Source organism: Litoribrevibacter albus (assembly GCF_030159995.1).
In the GTDB taxonomy this organism is placed as follows: domain Bacteria; phylum Pseudomonadota; class Gammaproteobacteria; order Pseudomonadales; family Litoribrevibacteraceae; genus Litoribrevibacter; species Litoribrevibacter albus.
Genome location: NZ_BSNM01000015.1, coordinates 311,823 through 331,588, shown reverse-complemented (window position 1 = coordinate 331,588; position 19,766 = coordinate 311,823). Strand labels below are relative to the sequence as shown.

Genomic DNA, 19,766 nt, shown 5'->3' with positions numbered 1-19,766 from the left:
ACAGAATACGAAAACTAGCTACATGAAATAAGAAAGAAGCTCTGCTAGAATGACCGGCCTTTTGGTCTTACTCAGCCACACTCACTTAAGTGTGGCTCCGGGCAGATAAGTTCGTAAAGCGATTTAAGTTACCCTGATGAGTGCAGTGACCATTGCAGAAATAGCACAAGTAAATAAAGAACGAGTGCCTAAAAACAGTCATTAATTTGCAGTTTCATCAGTCATCTAGTATCAGAATTGGCGGTAATCCATGGAAACCAGACAACAACGAATTGAGCGATTAAAACAAGAATTAGAACAACGCATCCTGGTTCTGGACGGTGCAATGGGCACCATGATTCAAAGCTATAAGCTTGAAGAAAGTGATTACCGGGGCGAACGCTTTTCCGACTTTCATACTGAAGTGAAAGGCAACAATGACCTTTTGGCTATCAGCCAACCTCAAATTCTTCAAGACATTCATGAAGCTTATTTATCTTCTGGCACAGACATTCTTGAAACGAATACCTTTAACTCAACGCGAATCTCTCAAGCAGACTATGACATGCAGGAATTCGCGTATGAACTTAACGTAGAAAGTGCCAAAGTTGCCCGAGCTGCTGCGGATAAATTCACCACACAAACGCCTGATAAACCAAGATTTGTTGCCGGTGTTTTAGGCCCGACCAGTCGAACAGCGTCTATTTCACCTGATGTTAATGACCCGTCAAAACGTAATATCACCTTTGATGAGTTGGTCGAGAATTACATTGAAGCCACCAAAGGGCTTATTGAAGGCGGCTCCGATATCATCCTGATCGAAACCATTTTTGATACGTTAAATGCTAAAGCAGCGGTCTTTGCTGTTCAGGAAGTATTTGAAGAGCTCGGTTTCGAATTACCTATCATGATTTCCGGGACCATCACTGACGCCAGTGGTCGTACCCTGTCAGGCCAAACGGCAGAAGCCTTCTATAACTCATTGGCCCATGCTAAGCCGTTAAGTATTGGTTTTAACTGTGCATTGGGTGGTGAAGAGCTTCGCCCATACGTTGAAGAATTAGCATATAAAGCCAACTGTCTAGTGAGTGCTCACCCGAACGCCGGTCTACCAAACGAGTTTGGTGAGTACGATGAAACACCAGAAGAAACCGGTAACATCGTGGCAGAATTTGCTTCAAGCGGTTTGGTGAATATCGTCGGTGGCTGCTGCGGAACCAGCCCTGCACACATCAAAGCCATTGCAGAAAAAGTGCAAGGTCTTAAACCTCGTGTCATTCCAGAGATTCCTAAAGCTTGTCGCCTGAGCGGTCTTGAACCATTCAACATCACTGAAGATTCTTTGTTCGTGAACGTGGGTGAACGTACCAACGTAACAGGCTCTGCCCGATTCAAACGCTTAATTGTTGAAGAGAAGTTCGATGAGGCGTTAGAAGTTGCCCGTCAACAGGTAGAAGCCGGCGCTCAAATTATTGATATCAACATGGACGAAGGCATGTTGGAATCAAAAGAGGCCATGATTCACTTCTTAAACCTAATCGCATCTGAGCCGGACATTTCTCGTGTGCCAATCATGATTGACTCCTCGAAGTGGGACATCATTGAAGCTGGTCTAAAGTGCGTGCAAGGTAAATGTGTCGTTAACTCCATCAGCATGAAAGAAGGTGTTGATGCCTTTAAAGAGCACGCCAAGCTGTGTATGCGTTATGGCGCTGCCGTTGTCGTCATGGCCTTTGATGAAGTAGGTCAGGCGGACACTGAAGCCCGTAAGAATGAAATCTGTCAAAAATCTTACGACATTCTGGTGAATGAAGTAGGTTTCAACCCAGAAGACATCATCTTCGATCCGAACATCTTTGCGGTTGCTACCGGTATTGAAGAGCACAATAACTACGCTGTTGATTTCATTAACGCCTGTGATTTCATCAAGAAAAACCTACCATATGCCAAGATTTCTGGTGGTGTGAGTAACGTTTCGTTCTCATTCCGGGGCAACAACCCGGTCCGAGAAGCGATCCACGCCGTATTCCTCTATCACGCCATTCAGAAAGGTTTGAGCATGGGGATCGTAAACGCGGGTCAGTTGGAAGTTTACGCTGAAATTCCTGAAGAACTGCGTGAACGCGTTGAAGACGTCATTCTGAATCGTCGCGAAGACAGCACAGACCGTCTGCTTGAAATTGCCGATCAGTACAAAGGCGATGGTGTTAAGCAGCAGCAGGAAGACCTGAGCTGGCGTGAACAACCCGTAGAAAAGCGTATCGAGCACGCACTGGTAAAAGGTCTAACCACCTACATTCTTGAGGATACAGAAGAAGCACGCCAAAAAGCAGCTCGTCCAATCCATGTGATTGAAGGCCCACTGATGGACGGCATGAACGTCGTAGGAGACTTATTCGGCGAAGGAAAAATGTTCCTGCCTCAGGTTGTGAAAAGTGCCCGAGTAATGAAGCAAGCCGTTGCTCACCTGATCCCATTCATTGAAGAAGAAAAAGGTGATAAAGCCGAAACCAAAGGCAAGATCATCATGGCTACGGTGAAAGGCGACGTTCACGACATCGGTAAAAACATCGTTGGCGTTGTTCTTCAATGTAATAACTATGAAGTTGTGGATCTCGGCGTAATGGTGCCTTGCGAAACCATTCTGAAAGCAGCGAAAGAACACAACGCAGACATTATTGGCTTGAGCGGCTTGATTACACCGTCACTGGATGAAATGGTTCACGTTGCTAAAGAAATGGAACGTCAAGGCTTTGATATCCCACTATTAATTGGTGGTGCCACCACGTCTAAAGCCCACACCGCTGTTAAGATCGAGCAGAACTATACCCGTAATTTGGCCTGCTATGTGGCCGATGCGTCCCGAAGTGTTGGGGTAGCAACTGCACTACTAAGTGACGATTTACGTGACAACTTCGTACAGAACACTCGCGAAGAGTACCAGCAAGTTCGTGAACGCAATGCGAAGCGTAAACCAAAACAAGCGGATTTAACGTATGAGCAAGCAATTGCCAATGCGACGCCAATTGACTGGGAAAGCTACACACCACCAGCTCCAAGCTTTACCGGCGTAAAAGTGTTTGAAGACTTCCCTCTTGAGGAGCTGGTTGAAACCATTGACTGGACACCTTTCTTCATTTCATGGGATCTTGCAGGCAAATTCCCGAAAATCCTCAATGATGAAGTCGTCGGTGAAGCCGCAACCAACCTCTACAATGATGCTAAAAAGATGTTGAAGCACATTGTTGATAATAAGTTAATCAAAGCACGTGCGGTCGTTGGTTTCTGGAATGCAAATCAGGTCAATGCCGATGACATTGAAGTCTACGACGATAACGGAGACATCCAGGCGACCCTACATCACATCCGTCAGCAGAACCGACGCCCTGAAGGCAAAGCAAACCAGAGTCTGGCAGACTTTGTCGCACCGAAATCGTCTGGCAAACACGACTACATTGGCGGTTTTGTGACTACAGCAGGTATCGGCGCAGAAGAGCTAGCGAAATCCTACGAAGATAAACACGACGATTACAACTCGATTATGGTGAAAGCCTTGGCTGACCGCCTTGCTGAATCCTTCGCTGAACATATGCATCGTCATGTTCGCCAAGAACTTTGGGGCTATGCCGTTGACGAAGAGTTTTCGAATGAAGACCTGATCAAAGAGCGTTATCAAGGTATTCGCCCTGCACCGGGTTATCCTGCATGCCCTGACCACACAGAAAAAGCAACGTTATTCAAACTGCTAGATGCGGAAGCCAATACTGGCGTTACGCTTACTGAACACTTTGCAATGTACCCGGCGGCTTCTGTGAGCGGTTGGTATTTCTCTCACCCTGAGAGCAGATACTTTGGCACAGGCAAAATCGCTAAGGATCAGGTGGAATCATTAGCTCAACGTAAAGACATGTCTTTGGAAGAACTAGAGCGCTGGTTATCCCCTGTTCTGTCTTACGATAACTAGGTTCTGAACTAAGCTGAATTCATCTGAATGAGTAGTACCCCAACGATGAACGCAGACCTTGCCAAGGTCTGCGAGCCCACCATAAAAAACCTTCTTAAACTGGCTATCCCTATTGCTTTAGGCATGGCCAGCTTAAGTATTCTTGGCCTGATAGAAACCACCATTCTTGGTCACTACAGCCAACAAGCGCTTGCCGCAAATGCCTCTGCCAGTTATTTGTTCTTTGTTTTCCTTTCGGCCTTTGCAGGTTTTGCCATTGCGGTTCAATCTCAAGTAGCGCGCCATATTGAACAGACACCAGAAGTAGCTACACGATACACCCTGATTGGTCTTATACAACTAACGCTCGTTGCTTTGTGCTTTATAGTACTCGTGCATTTTTTTAGTCGTGAGCTAATTGCCGCTCAAATTAATGATGAACGTATTGTGGCTTTAGCCTCAGAGTTCATCAGGATAAAAAGCTGGAGCTTACTTCCCATCGCCGTTTTAATGGCGTTAAGAGGCTTTTGGCACGGATCTAACCGTCCAAAGGTTTTTTTGTTCTGCCTTTTATTCAGTCATATTGTTTCGGCAGTACTTTGCTACGCCTTAGTCTTCGGGAAATTCGGTTTCCCTGAGTACGGCCTGAAGGGAGCAGCGTTAGCCACTCTAATCAGTATGTCTATAGGTACTACAGGCTTGCTGATACTGACGCTAAAGCCTCTAAACCTCATACGGCACATTGCAGCAACCGCCCCTCTCAAGCGCTCTGAATTTAAAATTGCATGGCTGCTGGCTTGGCCAACTTCGTTTCAACAAGTTATTTTTGCCATCGGCACCGCCGTATTTATGGCTATCATTGCCCAAACCGGCGTTACTGAGCTTGCCGCAGCGCATATCATTATCACCCTGTCACTGGTGCTGATTCTGCCAGTCATTGGCTTTGGAATGTCTGCAACCACCTTTATCAGTCGCACCCACACATTGTTCCAACAAGGCAAAGGCGATGCCTCAGACTCACAGAAGTGGTATCGAATTACACTAACTCTTTCCCTTGGAACAATCTTACTGGTCAGCCCGGTCCTTTTATTTTCCACGGAACCAGTGTTAGAAATCCTGACCAAAGAAACGGACGTCATCAATGCTGCCTATTGGCCGCTTATTATTCTTACCGTCTCTCTGTTGTTTGAAGCTTTTACCATTTCCACCAAACAATCATTGTATGCACTGCATCAGAATAAAGCCGTGCTGCGAGTACTCAGCATGACCCAATGGTTTGGTTTACTTCCCATCATGCTGGCAATCCATCTTAGTGGTTATGGTTCTTTGGAAATTTACACCCTTTGCCATGCGTGCCAACGCGCCATAAACGGTGTGTGCCTCTATCGAATATGGAAAAGGGAACATGCCAACCCCACACAAATCCTAGAGACCTCTGATGTAACCGTCTAGGCACACGTTCCTATCAAATTCCCCGTCCTCTATCAGGTAAACTGCCTTGTAACCCTGATATACAGAAAACCAATAAAAAATTTAAAGTTAATCTATTAAACCGATGAACTTTATTTCAATTATGAATTTTAAGTCGTGCTTTATATAACTTAGAATGCGCGCCATATAAGAAAACGGTAGTTCGCCCATCGTCTGTCTTGCAGTATCTTAAGCCCAGATACTCATCTGACCCACGGGTTCATTTCTGATTGAAATAACTACCATTAATACGACTGTGATTATGCCCTGCTATTTTTGAGCAAGGTGGGAGTAAATCTAACCCATGTACGTTTATGACGAATACGATCACGCGATCATCCAAGACCGTGTGAAGCAGTACCGCGACCAAACCCGTCGCTACTTTGAGGGAAAACTCAGCGAAGAGGAGTTTTTGCCACTACGACTTCAAAACGGCCTTTATGTTCAGCGCATGGCACCAATGCTTCGTGTCGCTGTACCTTACGGCATGCTAGCCTCTAAGCAAATTCGTAAGCTTGCGGAAATCGCTCGCAAATACGACAAAGGCTACGCACACTTCAGTACTCGTCAAAACCTTCAATTCAACTGGCCTGAGCTGGCAGATGTTCCTGACATCCTGCAAGAATTGGCTGATGTTGAAATGCACGCGGTGCAAACGTCTGGTAACTGTATTCGTAATACCACCACCGACCAATTTGCAGGTGTATGTACTGGTGAAGTAGAAGATCCTCGTCCGTACTGCGAGATCATTCGTCAATGGTCTACATTCCACCCAGAATTTGCGTTCCTACCTCGTAAATTCAAAATTGCAGTAAACGCCAATACTGAATCAGATCGTTCAGCAACGGACGTACATGACATTTCTTTGCACTTGGTGAAAAACGCCGAAGGTAAAACCGGTTTCCGCGTTGTTGTTGGCGGTGGCTTAGGTCGTACACCGATTATTGGTAGCGCCATCCGCGATTACCTTCCTGCTGAAGATCTTCTGACTTACCTGGAAGCGATCATTCGCGTGTACAACCAAAAAGGTAACCGCTTAAACAAATACAAGGCGCGTATCAAAATTTTGGTAAAAGCTCTTACACCAGCAAAATTCGCAGAGTTGGTAGAAGAAGAGTGGTCACACATCAAAGACAGCGACAGCAAGCTAACACCAGAACTTCTGGAAAAGATGAAGTCATACTTCACCGAACCTGCTTATGAAGCACTTGAAGACAACAGCCCGGAGTTTGAAGCGAAGCTTGCCGAGTCGAAAGGATTCGCGAACTGGGTAAATCGTAACGTCGCTCAACACAAAAAGCCGGGTTATGCGATTGCAACGCTGTCAATCAAGCGTCCAGGTCACGCGCCAGGTGACGTTACTGACGTTCAATTGGATAAAATTGCTGACCTCGCTGATCAATACAGCTTCGGTGAAGCACGTACAACTCACGAGCAAAACATCGTTCTTGCAGACGTGAAAAAATCTGACTTATTTGCCGTTTGGGAAGCAGCGAAAGAAGCCGGTTTTGCTACACCAAACCTTGGTCTGCTTACCGACATGATCTGCTGCCCTGGTGGCGACTACTGTGCACTGGCAAACGCCAAGTCTATTCCGGTTGCAGACGAAATCATGCGCCGCTTTGATGATTTGGATTACCTACACGATCTAGGCGATCTGGACCTGAACATTTCAGGTTGTATGAATGCGTGTGGTCATCACCACGTTGGAAACATCGGTATCCTGGGTGTTGATAAGAAAGGCGAAGAGTTCTATCAAATTTCTCTAGGTGGTGATTCAGGCAAACTGAATACAACTGCAATTGGCAAGATCCTTGGCCCATCCTTCAAACGCGATGAAGTAGTTGATGTTTTGGATAAGATTCTGAACATCTATGTTGAAAATCGCCAAGAAGATGAACTGTTCATAGACACTTTCAAACGTATCGGAATGGAAGTATTCAAGGAGCGCGTATATGCCAAAGCTAATTAAGAACCGTGCTATCGTTGAAGACGATTTCGTACTGGTAACTACCATTGAGGAAGGAGCGGACGCCCCAGAGGGTAACGTGATCCTTCCTGTTCAATATTATTTAGACAACCGTGACGCGCTTGCTAGCCGTGATAACGTTGCTGTTTGGCTTGAATCAGATCAGCCTGCAGAGTTATTGAATGACATCCACCAAGAAGTGGCGTTCATCGCAGTTAACTTCCCTAAGTTTGCTGACGGCCGTGGTTACTCATACGCTCGCCTAATCCGTGAACGCATGAACTACACGGGTGAACTACGCGCGATTGGTGACGTTCTGCTTGATCAACTTCACTTCATGGCTCGCTGTGGTTTTGACAGTTTTGCTGTACGTGAAGACACGGACATCGAAGAGGCATTAACAGGCTTCGAAGCATTCCGTTACTCTTATCAGGCTGCAAACGACAACCCTTCCCCGCTTTTCCGTAAGCGCCTAGGGTAATGTTAAAAAGGGGAAGCAGAGCTTCCCCTTTTTAATGGCTTTCCCGTGAATAACCATCTCTTTGTTTCAAATCCCTTCCTAAAACCGCTATAGTCAGTAAGACCTCTCTAATAACCTGGCTCTAAGGATTTCCTTCGGTTGATGGATCACAGCATCACATTTAACTTCTTCGTCATTTTTACAGGCTCCGCTATTTTAGCCACGCTTGCCATGTTTGGCCGCCAGCCTCTTCTAATTGCCTACATTGTACTTGGAGCGCTATTAGGCCCCTATGGCTTTGCAACTATCGATGACCCGAGCCTAATCAGCGATTTAGCGCACATTGGCATCGTCTTTCTGCTGTACCTGCTTGGCCTAGACATGCAGCCAGCCAAGTTAATCACCATGCTCAGAAAAGCCACCCTGATAGCGCTTTTTTCTTCAGCTATTTTTGCATTTGCCGGGTTCAGCTTTGCCAGCCTATTTGGCTATTCAGACATCGAGTCCTTGGTCATTGGCCTGGCCATGATGTTTTCCAGCACCATCATAGGTATTAAGTTACTACCCACTACGGCCCTACACCACAAACATATTGGTGAATTGGTGACTGGCCTGTTACTTTTACAGGATTTAATCGCCATTCTGGTGCTGATTGCCATTCAATCCTTGAGCAACCAGGCCGGTACTCAAGGCATTGACTGGTGGATGATGATTCAACCCCTGGTCATGCTTCCGCTTCTAATCATCGTTGCCTGGGCTCTGATCAAATGGTTGATTATCCCTCTATTGGTCAAGTTTGATCGAATTCAGGAATTTATGTTTTTGATTACCATTGGCTGGTGTCTTGGCTTGGCCGAACTTGCCTCGTTCATTGGCCTATCCCAGGAAATTGGGGCCTTCGTTGCAGGCGTTACCATGGCTTTAACCCCTATTGCTCAATTTGTTGCCTTAACACTAAAACCATTGAGAGACTTCTTTCTGGTTCTGTTCTTCTTCTCATTGGGCGCCAGCTTTAACTTAGGATTACTCCCACAAGTCTGGTTACCCGCCATCATTCTCGCCGCGATTTTCTTGATTCTCAAACCGCTGGTGTTTCGCTTCTTGTTATTCAAGCTGGAGGAAAGCCCTAGAATGGGCTGGGAAGTAGGATTCCGCTTAGGACAAAACAGTGAATTCGCATTGCTTGTGGCTTTCCTGGCACTGGGTACAGGGATGATTGGTGTGGAAGCTGCTCATGTGATTCAGGCTACTGCAATTATCACCTTTCTAATTTCCACCTACATTGTTATTTCTCGCTATCCATCACCCATTGCAATGACAGACAAGCTAAGACGAGACTGATAAACCAAACAAGGGGGTTTTCACCCCCAACCAGTTAAACAGCCAATATTCAGAGTAGTGAAGACTTAGGCTACCACCCTGCCCCGATATACTTTCCTTGGTTTCTCAGCAACCGAAGCCACTTTAGAAGACGCATCTTTAGCAGACACTAACTGCACCTGCCCCCGATAGATTTTAGTAACCAGCTTTTCATCTGAAATATCTCCCGCTTCTAATTTTGCGAGCCACTCGTCTCCGGCTTTAAAGAACAACTCCTTTAATAATGCCTGCAACACCGCATCACTCGATTCTTTATAAATGGGGATCAGCTCATTCAGCAGCTCAGGATTTGCGAGTTTGATACTGGGTTTATGCACACTTGGTACGCGTCGACGGATTTCTTGCACTAAATCGATCATTGGCTTTGTAAAGTTCATCCAGTTTCCTTACTAAATTGATCTCAGAATTTGGTATCACTCAACACTCAGCAAAAGTCATGCTCAATCCGGTCTAAATGGTCAAAAAAAAAGCGCAGCCGAGGCTGCGCTTTTATCACTGATTGATATTACCAACTCATTAGTAACAAAAAATTAGCTTACTTTAACCAAAGTTCGACCTGCCGCACCACCTTTCAAAATACGATCAATGTACTCAGGAAGTTGATCTAGAGTGATCGGAGTTACCCAGTCTTGATAGCCTTGTAGAATAGAACTGTGCTCCTGCATAAAGGCCCACATAGCTGCCTTTTTCGCAGAAGACACTTCCGCTGAATCAATCCCAACCAAGTTAATACCACGAAGGATAAACGGAAAGACTGTCATAGCCAGAGCCGGCGATGACACCAAGCCGCAAATTGCAGCCGTACCTTGAGGCATTAACGACTTGAGAATATTCTCCAGAGGTACACCACCCACAGTATCGATCGCTGCAGCCCAACGACCTTTCAGCAAGGGTCTTTTATTGGATTCAGACAACTCCTCACGACCAAAGACCTCTGTTACACCCAAAGCTCTTAGACGCTCATGTTGGTCTGCTTTCCCTGAAACTGCATACACTTCAAAGCCCATATCCACCAGTAAGGCAACCGCAATTGAACCGACACCGCCGGTTGCACCTGTTACAAGCACAGGGCCACTTTCCGGCCCAATACCTGTCATGAGCAATTTATCAATACAAAGAGACGCTGTGATACCAGCCGTTCCTAAAACAGCAGCATCCTGAGTTGAAAACCCTTCAGGTAGAGAATGCACCCAACTTTCCGGAACGTGAATGACCTGACCATAGCCACCGTCAGTATTCATGCCTAAATCATGACCAGTAACAACAACTTGCTGGCCAGCTTTGAACTCATCAGATGAAGAAGATAATACCGTACCTGACGCATCAATCCCCGGTACATGAGGATATTCGCGTGTCACACCTTTGTTCCCAGTAGAAGACAAAGCATCTTTATAGTTAATCGCAGAATATTCCACTTTGATCAGAACATGGCCTTCTTTTAAAGATGGAACGTCTTTAGTAACGATTGCCTGAGCAAACGAGCCATCGTCCTGCTCTGTCACTTCAAACGCCTGATAACTGGTCACTTGATTACTATCCATATCTTCTCCTTCCCATGCACTCACGTAACGGAGCAACAGTTAAATCGATTAATTAACGAATTTGAGTACGAGTGTCGATGAAACGAGTCAGCACCTTATCAATACTCTTTGTGATACCCAATGATGCAGCCATTCCAAGCTTTTCCTGGAAGGACTTTTTAACTTCGTATTTCACTTCAAAGACATCAGCCTCATCAGCCACTTGCATTAAATACTCATCACTGGTCATCACTTCATCAATCAAATTATTATTCAGTGCTTCAGTGCCATACCAAATGTCACCATTGGCCACTTTATCAATGGCCAACTCCGGACGATATTGAGACACATGCGATTTGAACAAGTCATGGGTGTCCTGAAGGTCCTGTTTGAATTTCTCACGCCCCTCATCCGTATTTTCACCAATCACAGTCAAAGTGCGCTTAAACTCGCCTGCCGTATGCAACTCAACATCGATATCGTTTTTCTTTAATAGACGATGGATGTTTGGAATCTGGGCAACCACACCTATTGAACCAACAATAGCAAATGGCGCTGCAATAATTTTATTTGCCAAACACGCCATCATGTAACCACCACTGGCCGCTACTTTGTCGACACAAATCGTTAATGGAATGTCTTTCTTGCGAATACGATCCAACTGAGAAGCAGCCAGACCATAACCATGCACAACCCCACCAGGGCTTTCCAGACGAACAACGACTTCATCACATGGTTCTGCCGAGGTTAAAACCGCACTGATTTCTTCTCTCATGGAGCTTACTGCAGAAGCATTTACATCCCCATCGAAATCAATGACAAAAACCCGTCTTTTACGGACTTTTTCTGTTGATTCGGTCTTAGCCTCTTTTTTCTCAGCTTTTTTCTTTTCTTTATCTGCTTTCTTTTGAGCCTTGTGTTTCTCTTTCAATTCATCTTTCGAAAGCAACTCATGCTCAAAAAGCTCTTTAGTATCCTCAAACTTGTCATTGAGTTTTTTTATTTCAATATGTCCTTCTCTTCGATTTTTCTGACCCACAGCAGCGAGAAAACCAATGATGACGATGATCGCTAATACCACAGTCACTGCTTGTGCCAGAAAAACACTGTACTCACTCCAAAAGCCCAAAGTTACTCTCCTATTGATTCGTTTCAGACCAAAATATTAACAGCAGTTGATAATAATGTGCCTATGCGTTTAGGACAACGTAATCACTGCATTTATTCACCGGGATGAAAGGCAAACACGACACAAATTTTCGATAACCGGTCATCCCCACCTAAATCTTTACATTGAAAACATAAATTAGGCTAAATAGTTCAAACGGTCGTTTGATTAATCCTTGACACATACCTTCATACATCTTAATCTCGGCTTTCGTTGCCCAGGTATTTGCTAGGCAAACACTATCCAAGACCTCTTTTGGTCAGACACTAACAAGGGCATAAGCCCGACTAAGAAGGGATAAAATCAATGGCTACAGTTGCAGAAATCATTGAAACTATGAAGTCCAAGTTTAACGCTGATGCAGCGGCAGGCATGGAAAATGTTTTCCAATTCAGCATTGAAGATGGCGACGACTTCTTCGTAACAATCAATGGCGGTAGCTTTGACATCGCTGAAGGTGAGTCTGACGACCCTTCTGTTACTCTGATCATGGACACCGAAACTCTTGGTGGTCTAATGAACGGCGAAGTTGACGGCATGCAAGCATTCATGATGGGTCAGCTTAAAGCTGAAGGCGACATCATGTTGGCTACTAAACTTTCTGAGTTGTTCCCTGTTTAATTCAGCGAATTACCAGAACGAAAAAACCAGCCAATGGCTGGTTTTTTATTGCCCGAAATTTCATTTAGATCAGAGCAGATTATTTCAATTAATATCATTCCAATTCAAATCACAGTTGCAATGCCTTTTTCGCAACACTATTCGTAGCCACCCAGGTTAAACGGTCATTGTTAAGCATTAAGCTATACAAAGCACCATCTACCAAAGGTAATTGACGAGACAAGGTTGCTTGGTGATCCACTCCGGTCAGATGAAATCGCCCAACAATACCAACACTACGCTCCCAGCTGTCCTTTCGATCAGCCAACACGGATTGCTCAAAGCGATTGGTTTCAATCACCATGGAATCCAAAACAGCTAATACAGGTAGCCCCATTGCTTGCCATACACTATTCGGTACAACCAACTCTGTTTTAGTCTGAAAAAGATCACCTTTACCAACCAATTCAAACTCAGAGACACCATTATCAATAACTAATTTAAACTCGCCTTGTGTAAGTTCGACAACGGACGCATTCATAACGCTGTGTGACGGAGAGACAGACACATAGGATTTTAATGAATAGCCTGTTACCACCAACCAAAGCCCGACAAAGGCAACCAACATAGGTACATTACCTTTGATCCAGACAAGCCAGTTGGTGAACTTAAAAAAGACAACTAAGGACACTATTAACGCCAGCGCCCCACAACCGATTAGCGTATAGGTTAAAAACGCCAATTCCACGGCAAACTCCCTTTAATTAATCTACTCGGCATCCAAGCTGTTTTAACGCTTCATCCGCCAAATCCAATACTTGCTCGCCAAAACCACCACTGGAAGTCAGCATGCCCTCTAAATAATATTCAAGACTGGATAACACATCTGCGATTGCATTCAACTCAGATTCCCTTGGGGCCGTATCCAATCGAATAATAGAGTTATCGATATAACGAGAACAAATATCGACGACTTTTGCCGCTCGCTCTTTCTCCAGAAACAAGAAACCACCACGCACTGAAGCTAGGGTTGGAACGATATTGGTTAAATGCATCTTATCCCAGTCGGACTCGACGAAATCGTTTAACGCTCGTTTGGTTATGGATAAGCCAGAATCAGCTTCTTTCAGTACATTGATCTGAGCTTGATCAAGCTCATGCGTCAAGATGTTATGAGCCCCAACCGTGTTATCTGCTTGATTAACTAACGTACCTTCCAAATTCCGAATGGAATCTTCAACCGCCAGCAAGGCATCTGCTGTTTGCATTAAATCATCATGTTCTGTTTTCTTACCTTCCGCCAACCAGGACTCGAAGCGTTCCACCTGATGGTGTACCTGCTTGGCTTCTTGATCCAGATTCAGCAACACCAATGTGCTCAAGATCTTACGCAAAGCACCAATAATGTCTTTCAGGTCTTCAGGTTCCTGGGTAAGTACCCTTGAAGACAAATCAATCTGGTCTTTAACGTGATTCAACTCATCACAGAGTGCAGCTGAAACCGAAGCAAGCACAGAACTGCCAGGCCCCATCAACAAAGCAATCTGGTGTTGACGATCTATTTCATGATCAGGGAAGTTTGCCAGAGAGTAGATATCCAAAACTTGCTGACAGCGCTCCGACTGCCCTTTTACCAAGGCATTAATGTAGAGCAAGTCTTTGACCATACCGATAGGAGGTTCAACCTCGATACAGTGCGTAGGACTAACATTCAACTTGCGAATATAGCGCTCAATCTGCATAAACAAGCGTTTACGACCATCCGCAACTTCTGTTGGTGACAGATCAATCAAACCTTCCAAAGCTGCGGCCATCAACCACCAGAGCTTACTAACAGGCTTATCGCCACAAAGTTGCTCCAGGCCATCCATACTACGTACCATTAGGCGCATACACAGAGGAATATGCTCGCCCTTCATGATGCCAAGCAGACCCACCATATACATATGACGGTAGCGTTTACTCACTTCCGCTACTTGTGTTTCATCAGCACAAGCAACGCCTTTGGCTGGTCGCTCCTGCTTTAAGTTCACCATGAAATAATGACTATCAGGAATTAACGCAAGCTTTCGTTGCTGACGTAATTCATTGACCACAGGGATAAGTAACTCAGGTAAATCCTTTTGTCGGGTATTTATAAATTCAAGGTAACGGGATAGAGAGAAAATGCCTTTCCCCATCACAGTCAAAACAGAGTCTTTTTCATCACCTGCACCGACTGGAACTTCATTGGCAACTTCCAGTATTTCTTCACAGAGAATCTTGGCACCTTCCAGTTCGATGATATCGAACACGCCTTTCAGCGCAGAAAACTGATCAATACATAATTGCATATCAGCGGCGCTTTCTCGATTCTCCAGGAAGCGTTCTAAAGCAGCTTCGGCTTGCCCCAAAGACTCAATAACTTCTTCTCGGACAATATTAAAAGAAGTAGCTTTATTGACTGGCGCACTTCCGGTTAACGACATAGTGAAATCCTTTACCTGGAAATTGTTAAAAATGGTCAAGTAATTATGCACAGGTTTAAAGCACATTAAAGGGAATATGCTCTATCCTGTTAAAAAACAATGTTTTTTATTCGATTAATCTATACATACAAGATCTTCGGAACTAGAATTTTGTAACCTCATACTTATGGAGTTGAGTTATAACATGTCATATTCATTGTCCGGTGCTTTTGCAAAGAACTTTTTGGGCCACTCTCCATTGTGGTACAAAAAAGCAATTATCGCCTTTCTAATTCTTAATCCTTTGATTCTGTTCACAATGGGTCCTTTCGTTGCTGGTTGGGCATTAATTGCTGAATTTATTTTTACTCTCGCAATGGCGTTGCGTTGCTACCCTCTTCAGCCTGGCGGTTTACTCGCATTAGAAGCTGTCGCAATCGGTATGACATCACCTGAAAACGTTTATCATGAAGCACTGGTCAATTTCCCGGTTATCTTGCTACTGATGTTTATGGTGGCAGGCATCTACTTCATGAAAGACCTGCTGTTGTTTGTATTCACCAAGATCCTGGTGAATGTTAAATCTAAACTAGCACTGTCGCTTTTATTCTCAATTTCCTCTGCTCTACTTTCCGCGTTCCTTGATGCACTTACCGTGACCGCAGTATTAATCAGCGTTGGTGTTGGTTTCTATGCTGTCTATCACAAAGTTATTTCTCGCGGCGATTATGAAGAATACGATGATCACGACCACACAGATGACGCCAGCATTGAAGAACATCAACGCGAAGATCTGGAAGAATTCCGTGCGTTCTTACGCAGCCTAATCATGCACGGTGCGGTAGGTACCGCCCTAGGTGGTGTATGTACGCTTGTGGGTGAGCCTCAAAACCTATTGATTGCAAAATACGTCGGTTGGGATGATTTCATTCATTTCTTCATAATGATGGCTCCAGTAACTATGCCTGTACTATTTGCCGGCCTACTTACGGTTGTAATCCTAGAGAAAACAAAATGGTTCGGTTATGGACATGAGTTGCCAGATAGCGTGCGCCATATCCTGGAAGACTTTGCTGCAAAAGAAGCGGCAGCCAGAAATAAAAAACACAAAGCACAATTGATCATTCAGGCAATTGGTGCTGCGATTCTGGTCTTTGGTTTGGCCTTCCACATTGCAGAAGTTGGTTTGATTGGCCTGATGGTTATCGTGTTATTAACTGCATTTAATGGCTACACAGAAGAACATCAAATTGGTCATGCGTTTGAGGAAGCACTGCCTTTCACAGCCCTTTTGGTTGTTTTCTTTGCCGTTGTAGCAGTTATCCATGAACAACACTTATTCAGCCCTGTGACAAACTGGGTATTGAGTCTGGAAACCAGCGCTCAGCCTGGAATGTTCTTCCTGGCAAACGGTATCCTATCAATGATCAGTGACAACGTATTCGTTGCAACTGTATATATCTCAGAAGTTGCACAAGTGTTTCAAAGAAATGAAATTACTCGTGAACACTTTGAAACCTTAGCGGTTGCCATCAACACAGGTACCAACCTACCAAGTGTTGCAACGCCTAATGGTCAAGCGGCGTTTTTATTCTTACTAACCTCAGCACTAGCACCATTGATTCGCTTGTCTTACGGACGCATGGTCATCATGGCGCTACCTTACACATTGGTACTGACTGCCGTTGGTTATGTAATGGTATCGACACTCTGATCGGTTAACTGCCGTGATTTGCAGTAAAATCGCTAGGTATTAAAAAAGCGGGCTATGCCCGCTTTTTTAATACCTGATATTCAGTTCAGAAAACCATTAACTAACATCAGTACTAATATCCGTACTAATTGAAGATATCAGCTATTTACGCCAAACAGCGCCATCGCTCTGCTTATCCACTAAATCCAGACAATACTCATGCTGTTTTAACTCTTCTTCCGAAGCGAGTAATACAGGCAAATCAATAACCTGCTCAAATCGGCTAAAACGCCGCGCACCACCAGCACCGTCCGAACCTGAATCACTGTCAGCATCCAACCCTAGAGATGTTTGTCCACCCGTCATCGCCAGATAGACATCAGCTAGGATTTCCGAGTCAAGCAAAGCGCCGTGCAATTCACGAGCAGAGTTATCAACGTCCAGTCGTTTACATAAGGCATCCAGAGTAGCTCGTTGTCCCGGATACTTATGCCTGGCCATCGCCAAGGTATCCAGAACACCACAGTATTCTGTGATATCCCAAGACTTACCTGTTAAAAGGTAATATTCGTGCTCGATAAAGCCCACGTCGAACGCCGCGTTGTGAATCACAAGCTCTGCGCCCTTGATGTACTCTAAAAATTCGTCGGCTACATCTTTAAAAAGGGGTTTATCCGCCAAAAACTCATTAGTGATACCGTGAACTCTCACTGCATCTTCGGGAACATCCCGTTGCGGATTAATGTATACGTGATAATGATTACCTGTGAGCTTTCTATCTATCAGCTCAACACAACCAATTTCAATAATACGGTCCCCAGACTTGGCATTAAGACCTGTTGTTTCCGTATCCAGTACAATTTGACGGTTGGCCATTTTCTTACCTAATTTTAAACGCTCTAGTTTCAGATCTTTCCAGTGTCTTGGATCATTATGAGGTTAACTCATCGATCCCCTGGTTCGCTAATTGATCTGCTATTTCATTCTCTCGATGGCCACTGTGGCCTTTCACCCAACACCATTCAACCGTGTGTTGAGTCACTAATTCATCTAAACGTTGCCATAAATCGGCATTTTTAACAGGCTCACGGGACGAAGTTTTCCAACCATTCCTCTTCCAACCATGAATCCATTGAGTAATGCCCTTCCGCACATATTGAGAATCGGTAGTCAGCCGAACCTCACAACGTCGATTAAGAGCTGCCAAGCCTTCGATAGCCGCTGACAGTTCCATCCTGTTATTCGTGGTATTACGTTCACCACCACACAATCGTTTCTCAAACCGACCATGTCGCAACAAAACACCCCAACCACCCGGGCCAGGATTTCCACGACAAGCGCCATCGGTAAATACTTCTGTAATGATCGTCATTTAGGACTTCAAGGAATCAGAGTTGTTTGTTTCCGCTCGCTTATTGGGTTCTGAAGCAATTGGATTTACGTTAAAAGTACGTCCCGCAATTGGCAAGTTCGTAAACTGACGTCGACGCCAATCTTTCTGTATTGGCGTCAAACACGGTGTTTCAGGCTTACAGACCAACATATAACTAGCACCCGGCCAAAAACCTGAAGGAATCTTCTTGGCTGCATCCGGCTTCTTTTTCAAAAAGAAATACTTACCGACTTCACCAGTCCCCCAAGGTAACAGCGGGCGAGTATAGTAAGCTTTCACTACTCGACAGTCGAGCATCGTGAGCCAATCGGCCACACGCCAGGGATTTATAAACCGACACAACCAGGGAAATCTCTGGCTCCAACGGCCGAAGATCATTTTTCCCATGCCCCATAACGAGAACGGATTATAGCCAACAACAATTAATCGCCCGGAATCATTCAGGCAACGAGCCGCCTCTCTTAGTGTTTGATGAGGCCACTGGGCATAATCTAACGTGTGATGAAGAATGACCACATCCAAAGAGTCATCTTCAAAAGGCCATTGAAGAGGATCAACCTGAACACTGGTCATTGCACCCTGAGTGCACATATGCGCCTTTAGCCACCACTGATGTGCCGTTTTAGACGACTCGACCAGCAACTCAGGGTTAGCTAACGATGACACAACTAAAGCGTACCCTCTCGCATTTGGCAATACCTCATTAAATAACACCAATTCCTGCTGATGAAGGTTAAAACCTGCAGGCGTCGCTAACCAATCCAACCAGGCTTCATTCAGCGTTGGGATATCGGCGTATTTATGAGCGTTATCTTTATTAGGTTGCATAAGCTCAATTATAATTGGAAGCGTAGTGAGTACCAATGATAGATTGGAACCACTGAACGCATTGATTCATGTTTACTCCCGGAACCAAACCATGCCAAACGCCACGCTTGATTTCCAATCCTTTTCAATCACACCAATCCATGCATATTCAGATAACTATATTTGGTGTATTCATACGGAAGAGAAGGCCTGGGTGGTTGATCCTGGGGATCACAAAGTCGTAGAGGCGTTTCTTACAGAGCACAAGCTCGACTTGGATGGCATTATCATCACCCATCATCATTGGGATCATATAACAGGTATCAGCAAGCTGACTTCAAACCGCCAGATCCCGGTATATGGACCGAGTCACCCGAAAATTCCGGAAGTTACCGAAGTTGTGAACGAAGGAGATCAACTCAACATCTTTGGTTTACAGCTTACAGTACTCTTCGTTCCTGGGCATACCCTTGAACATATTGCTTATTTTGGGATTACTGCTGCAGGTCAACCACTGCTTTTTTGTGGTGATACCTTATTCTGTGCAGGCTGTGGCCGTTTGTTTGAAGGAACCCCGGCACAAATGAATCACTCCTTACAAAGACTGACGACACTCAATGATGAAACTCTGGTGTTTTGCACTCATGAATATACCGAAAGCAATCTAAAATTTGCCTTGGAGGTTGAACCAGACAACACCGATATTGAGGCAGAGCTTTCAATAGTCCAGGCTTTGGATACCAGTAAACAACCCAGCCTCCCCACCAGCATAGCCAAAGAGAAACGCATAAACCCCTTTTTACGAGCTTCCCTCCCCCAAATACGTCAAAAACTTACTGAACAGTTTGGAGTATCGGCCGATACCTTTTCTGAAGATGAGTGTTTTGCTGCCGTTCGTCGTTGGAAAGACAACTTTTAGTGATCCATACGACAAAAC

16 protein-coding genes are annotated in these 19,766 nt (G+C 44.9%); 8 read left to right on the top strand and 8 right to left on the bottom strand.

Annotated elements, in window-relative coordinates; all coding sequences use genetic code 11:
• The first annotated feature begins 250 nt into the window (after positions 1 to 250).
• From metH to QQL66_RS13855, 5 genes are all read left to right on the top strand, one after another.
• Positions 251 to 3,943, top strand: coding sequence for a methionine synthase (gene metH / locus QQL66_RS13875; RefSeq protein WP_284382199.1), 3,693 nt, complete (start codon positions 251 to 253; stop codon positions 3,941 to 3,943).
• A gap of 27 nt (positions 3,944 to 3,970) precedes the next feature.
• Positions 3,971 to 5,374: an MATE family efflux transporter gene (locus QQL66_RS13870; RefSeq protein WP_284382198.1), complete on the top strand. Its 1,404-nt coding sequence runs from the start codon at positions 3,971 to 3,973 to the stop codon at positions 5,372 to 5,374.
• Positions 5,375 to 5,696: 322 nt separating this feature from the next.
• Positions 5,697 to 7,364: a nitrite/sulfite reductase gene (locus tag QQL66_RS13865; RefSeq protein WP_284382197.1), complete on the top strand. Its 1,668-nt coding sequence runs from the start codon at positions 5,697 to 5,699 to the stop codon at positions 7,362 to 7,364.
• Entirely contained in the window at positions 7,348 to 7,842 is a 495-nt protein-coding gene (locus tag QQL66_RS13860; RefSeq protein ID WP_284382196.1) for a DUF934 domain-containing protein, read from the top strand. The genes QQL66_RS13865 and QQL66_RS13860 overlap by 17 nt, the downstream gene beginning before the upstream one ends.
• A gap of 141 nt (positions 7,843 to 7,983) precedes the next feature.
• Entirely contained in the window at positions 7,984 to 9,162 is a 1,179-nt protein-coding gene (locus QQL66_RS13855) for a cation:proton antiporter (protein ID WP_284382194.1), read from the top strand.
• Between the two features lie 65 nt (positions 9,163 to 9,227).
• Here the strand turns inward: QQL66_RS13855 and QQL66_RS13850 are convergent, their stop codons facing one another.
• The 3 genes from QQL66_RS13850 to sohB all read right to left on the bottom strand — a co-directional run bounded on the left by QQL66_RS13850 (position 9,228) and on the right by sohB (position 11,850).
• Positions 9,228 to 9,578, bottom strand: coding sequence for a hypothetical protein (locus tag QQL66_RS13850; RefSeq protein WP_284382193.1), 351 nt, complete (start codon positions 9,576 to 9,578; stop codon positions 9,228 to 9,230).
• Between the two features lie 153 nt (positions 9,579 to 9,731).
• On the bottom strand, positions 9,732 to 10,742 hold the full coding sequence (locus tag QQL66_RS13845; RefSeq protein ID WP_284382192.1) for a YhdH/YhfP family quinone oxidoreductase: 1,011 nt from the start codon (positions 10,740 to 10,742) through the stop codon (positions 9,732 to 9,734).
• A gap of 52 nt (positions 10,743 to 10,794) precedes the next feature.
• Complete coding sequence (gene sohB, locus QQL66_RS13840) at positions 10,795 to 11,850, bottom strand: protease SohB (RefSeq protein ID WP_284382190.1); 1,056 nt, start codon at positions 11,848 to 11,850, stop codon at positions 10,795 to 10,797.
• 345 nt (positions 11,851 to 12,195) lie between these two features.
• Here sohB and QQL66_RS13835 point away from each other — a divergent pair, with 345 nt between their 5' ends.
• The gene (locus tag QQL66_RS13835; RefSeq protein ID WP_284382188.1) at positions 12,196 to 12,510 is read left to right on the top strand and encodes an SCP2 sterol-binding domain-containing protein; all 315 of its coding nucleotides are present in this window, start codon (positions 12,196 to 12,198) and stop codon (positions 12,508 to 12,510) included.
• A 109-nt stretch (positions 12,511 to 12,619) separates the two neighbouring features.
• On the opposite strand, the gene QQL66_RS13830 is transcribed toward QQL66_RS13835, so the two are convergent.
• Both QQL66_RS13830 and QQL66_RS13825 read right to left on the bottom strand, forming a co-directional pair.
• A complete protein-coding gene (locus tag QQL66_RS13830; protein WP_284382186.1) occupies positions 12,620 to 13,237 on the bottom strand; it encodes a hypothetical protein in 618 nt (205 codons plus the stop codon).
• Positions 13,238 to 13,253: 16 nt separating this feature from the next.
• A complete protein-coding gene (locus tag QQL66_RS13825; protein WP_284382185.1) occupies positions 13,254 to 14,957 on the bottom strand; it encodes a FimL-related protein in 1,704 nt (567 codons plus the stop codon).
• A 184-nt stretch (positions 14,958 to 15,141) separates the two neighbouring features.
• Between QQL66_RS13825 and nhaB the strand changes: the two genes are divergently transcribed.
• Complete coding sequence (nhaB, locus tag QQL66_RS13820; RefSeq protein ID WP_284382184.1) at positions 15,142 to 16,650, top strand: sodium/proton antiporter NhaB; 1,509 nt, start codon at positions 15,142 to 15,144, stop codon at positions 16,648 to 16,650.
• A gap of 141 nt (positions 16,651 to 16,791) precedes the next feature.
• On the opposite strand, the gene dnaQ is transcribed toward nhaB, so the two are convergent.
• From dnaQ to QQL66_RS13805, 3 genes are read right to left on the bottom strand one after another with little or no spacing between them, the layout of a single operon-like run.
• Positions 16,792 to 17,505, bottom strand: a complete 714-nt coding sequence (dnaQ, locus tag QQL66_RS13815; protein WP_284382182.1) for a DNA polymerase III subunit epsilon — start codon at positions 17,503 to 17,505, stop codon at positions 16,792 to 16,794.
• Positions 17,506 to 17,560: 55 nt separating this feature from the next.
• A complete protein-coding gene (gene rnhA / locus QQL66_RS13810; protein ID WP_284382180.1) occupies positions 17,561 to 18,001 on the bottom strand; it encodes a ribonuclease HI in 441 nt (146 codons plus the stop codon).
• Positions 18,002 to 18,850 (bottom strand): class I SAM-dependent methyltransferase, encoded by an 849-nt coding sequence (locus QQL66_RS13805; RefSeq protein WP_284382178.1) that lies wholly within the window; start codon positions 18,848 to 18,850, stop codon positions 18,002 to 18,004. It lies immediately after the preceding gene.
• Between the two features lie 25 nt (positions 18,851 to 18,875).
• Here QQL66_RS13805 and gloB point away from each other — a divergent pair, with 25 nt between their 5' ends.
• On the top strand, positions 18,876 to 19,748 hold the full coding sequence (gene gloB, locus QQL66_RS13800; RefSeq protein WP_284382176.1) for a hydroxyacylglutathione hydrolase: 873 nt from the start codon (positions 18,876 to 18,878) through the stop codon (positions 19,746 to 19,748).
• Positions 19,749 to 19,766 lie beyond the last annotated feature (18 nt).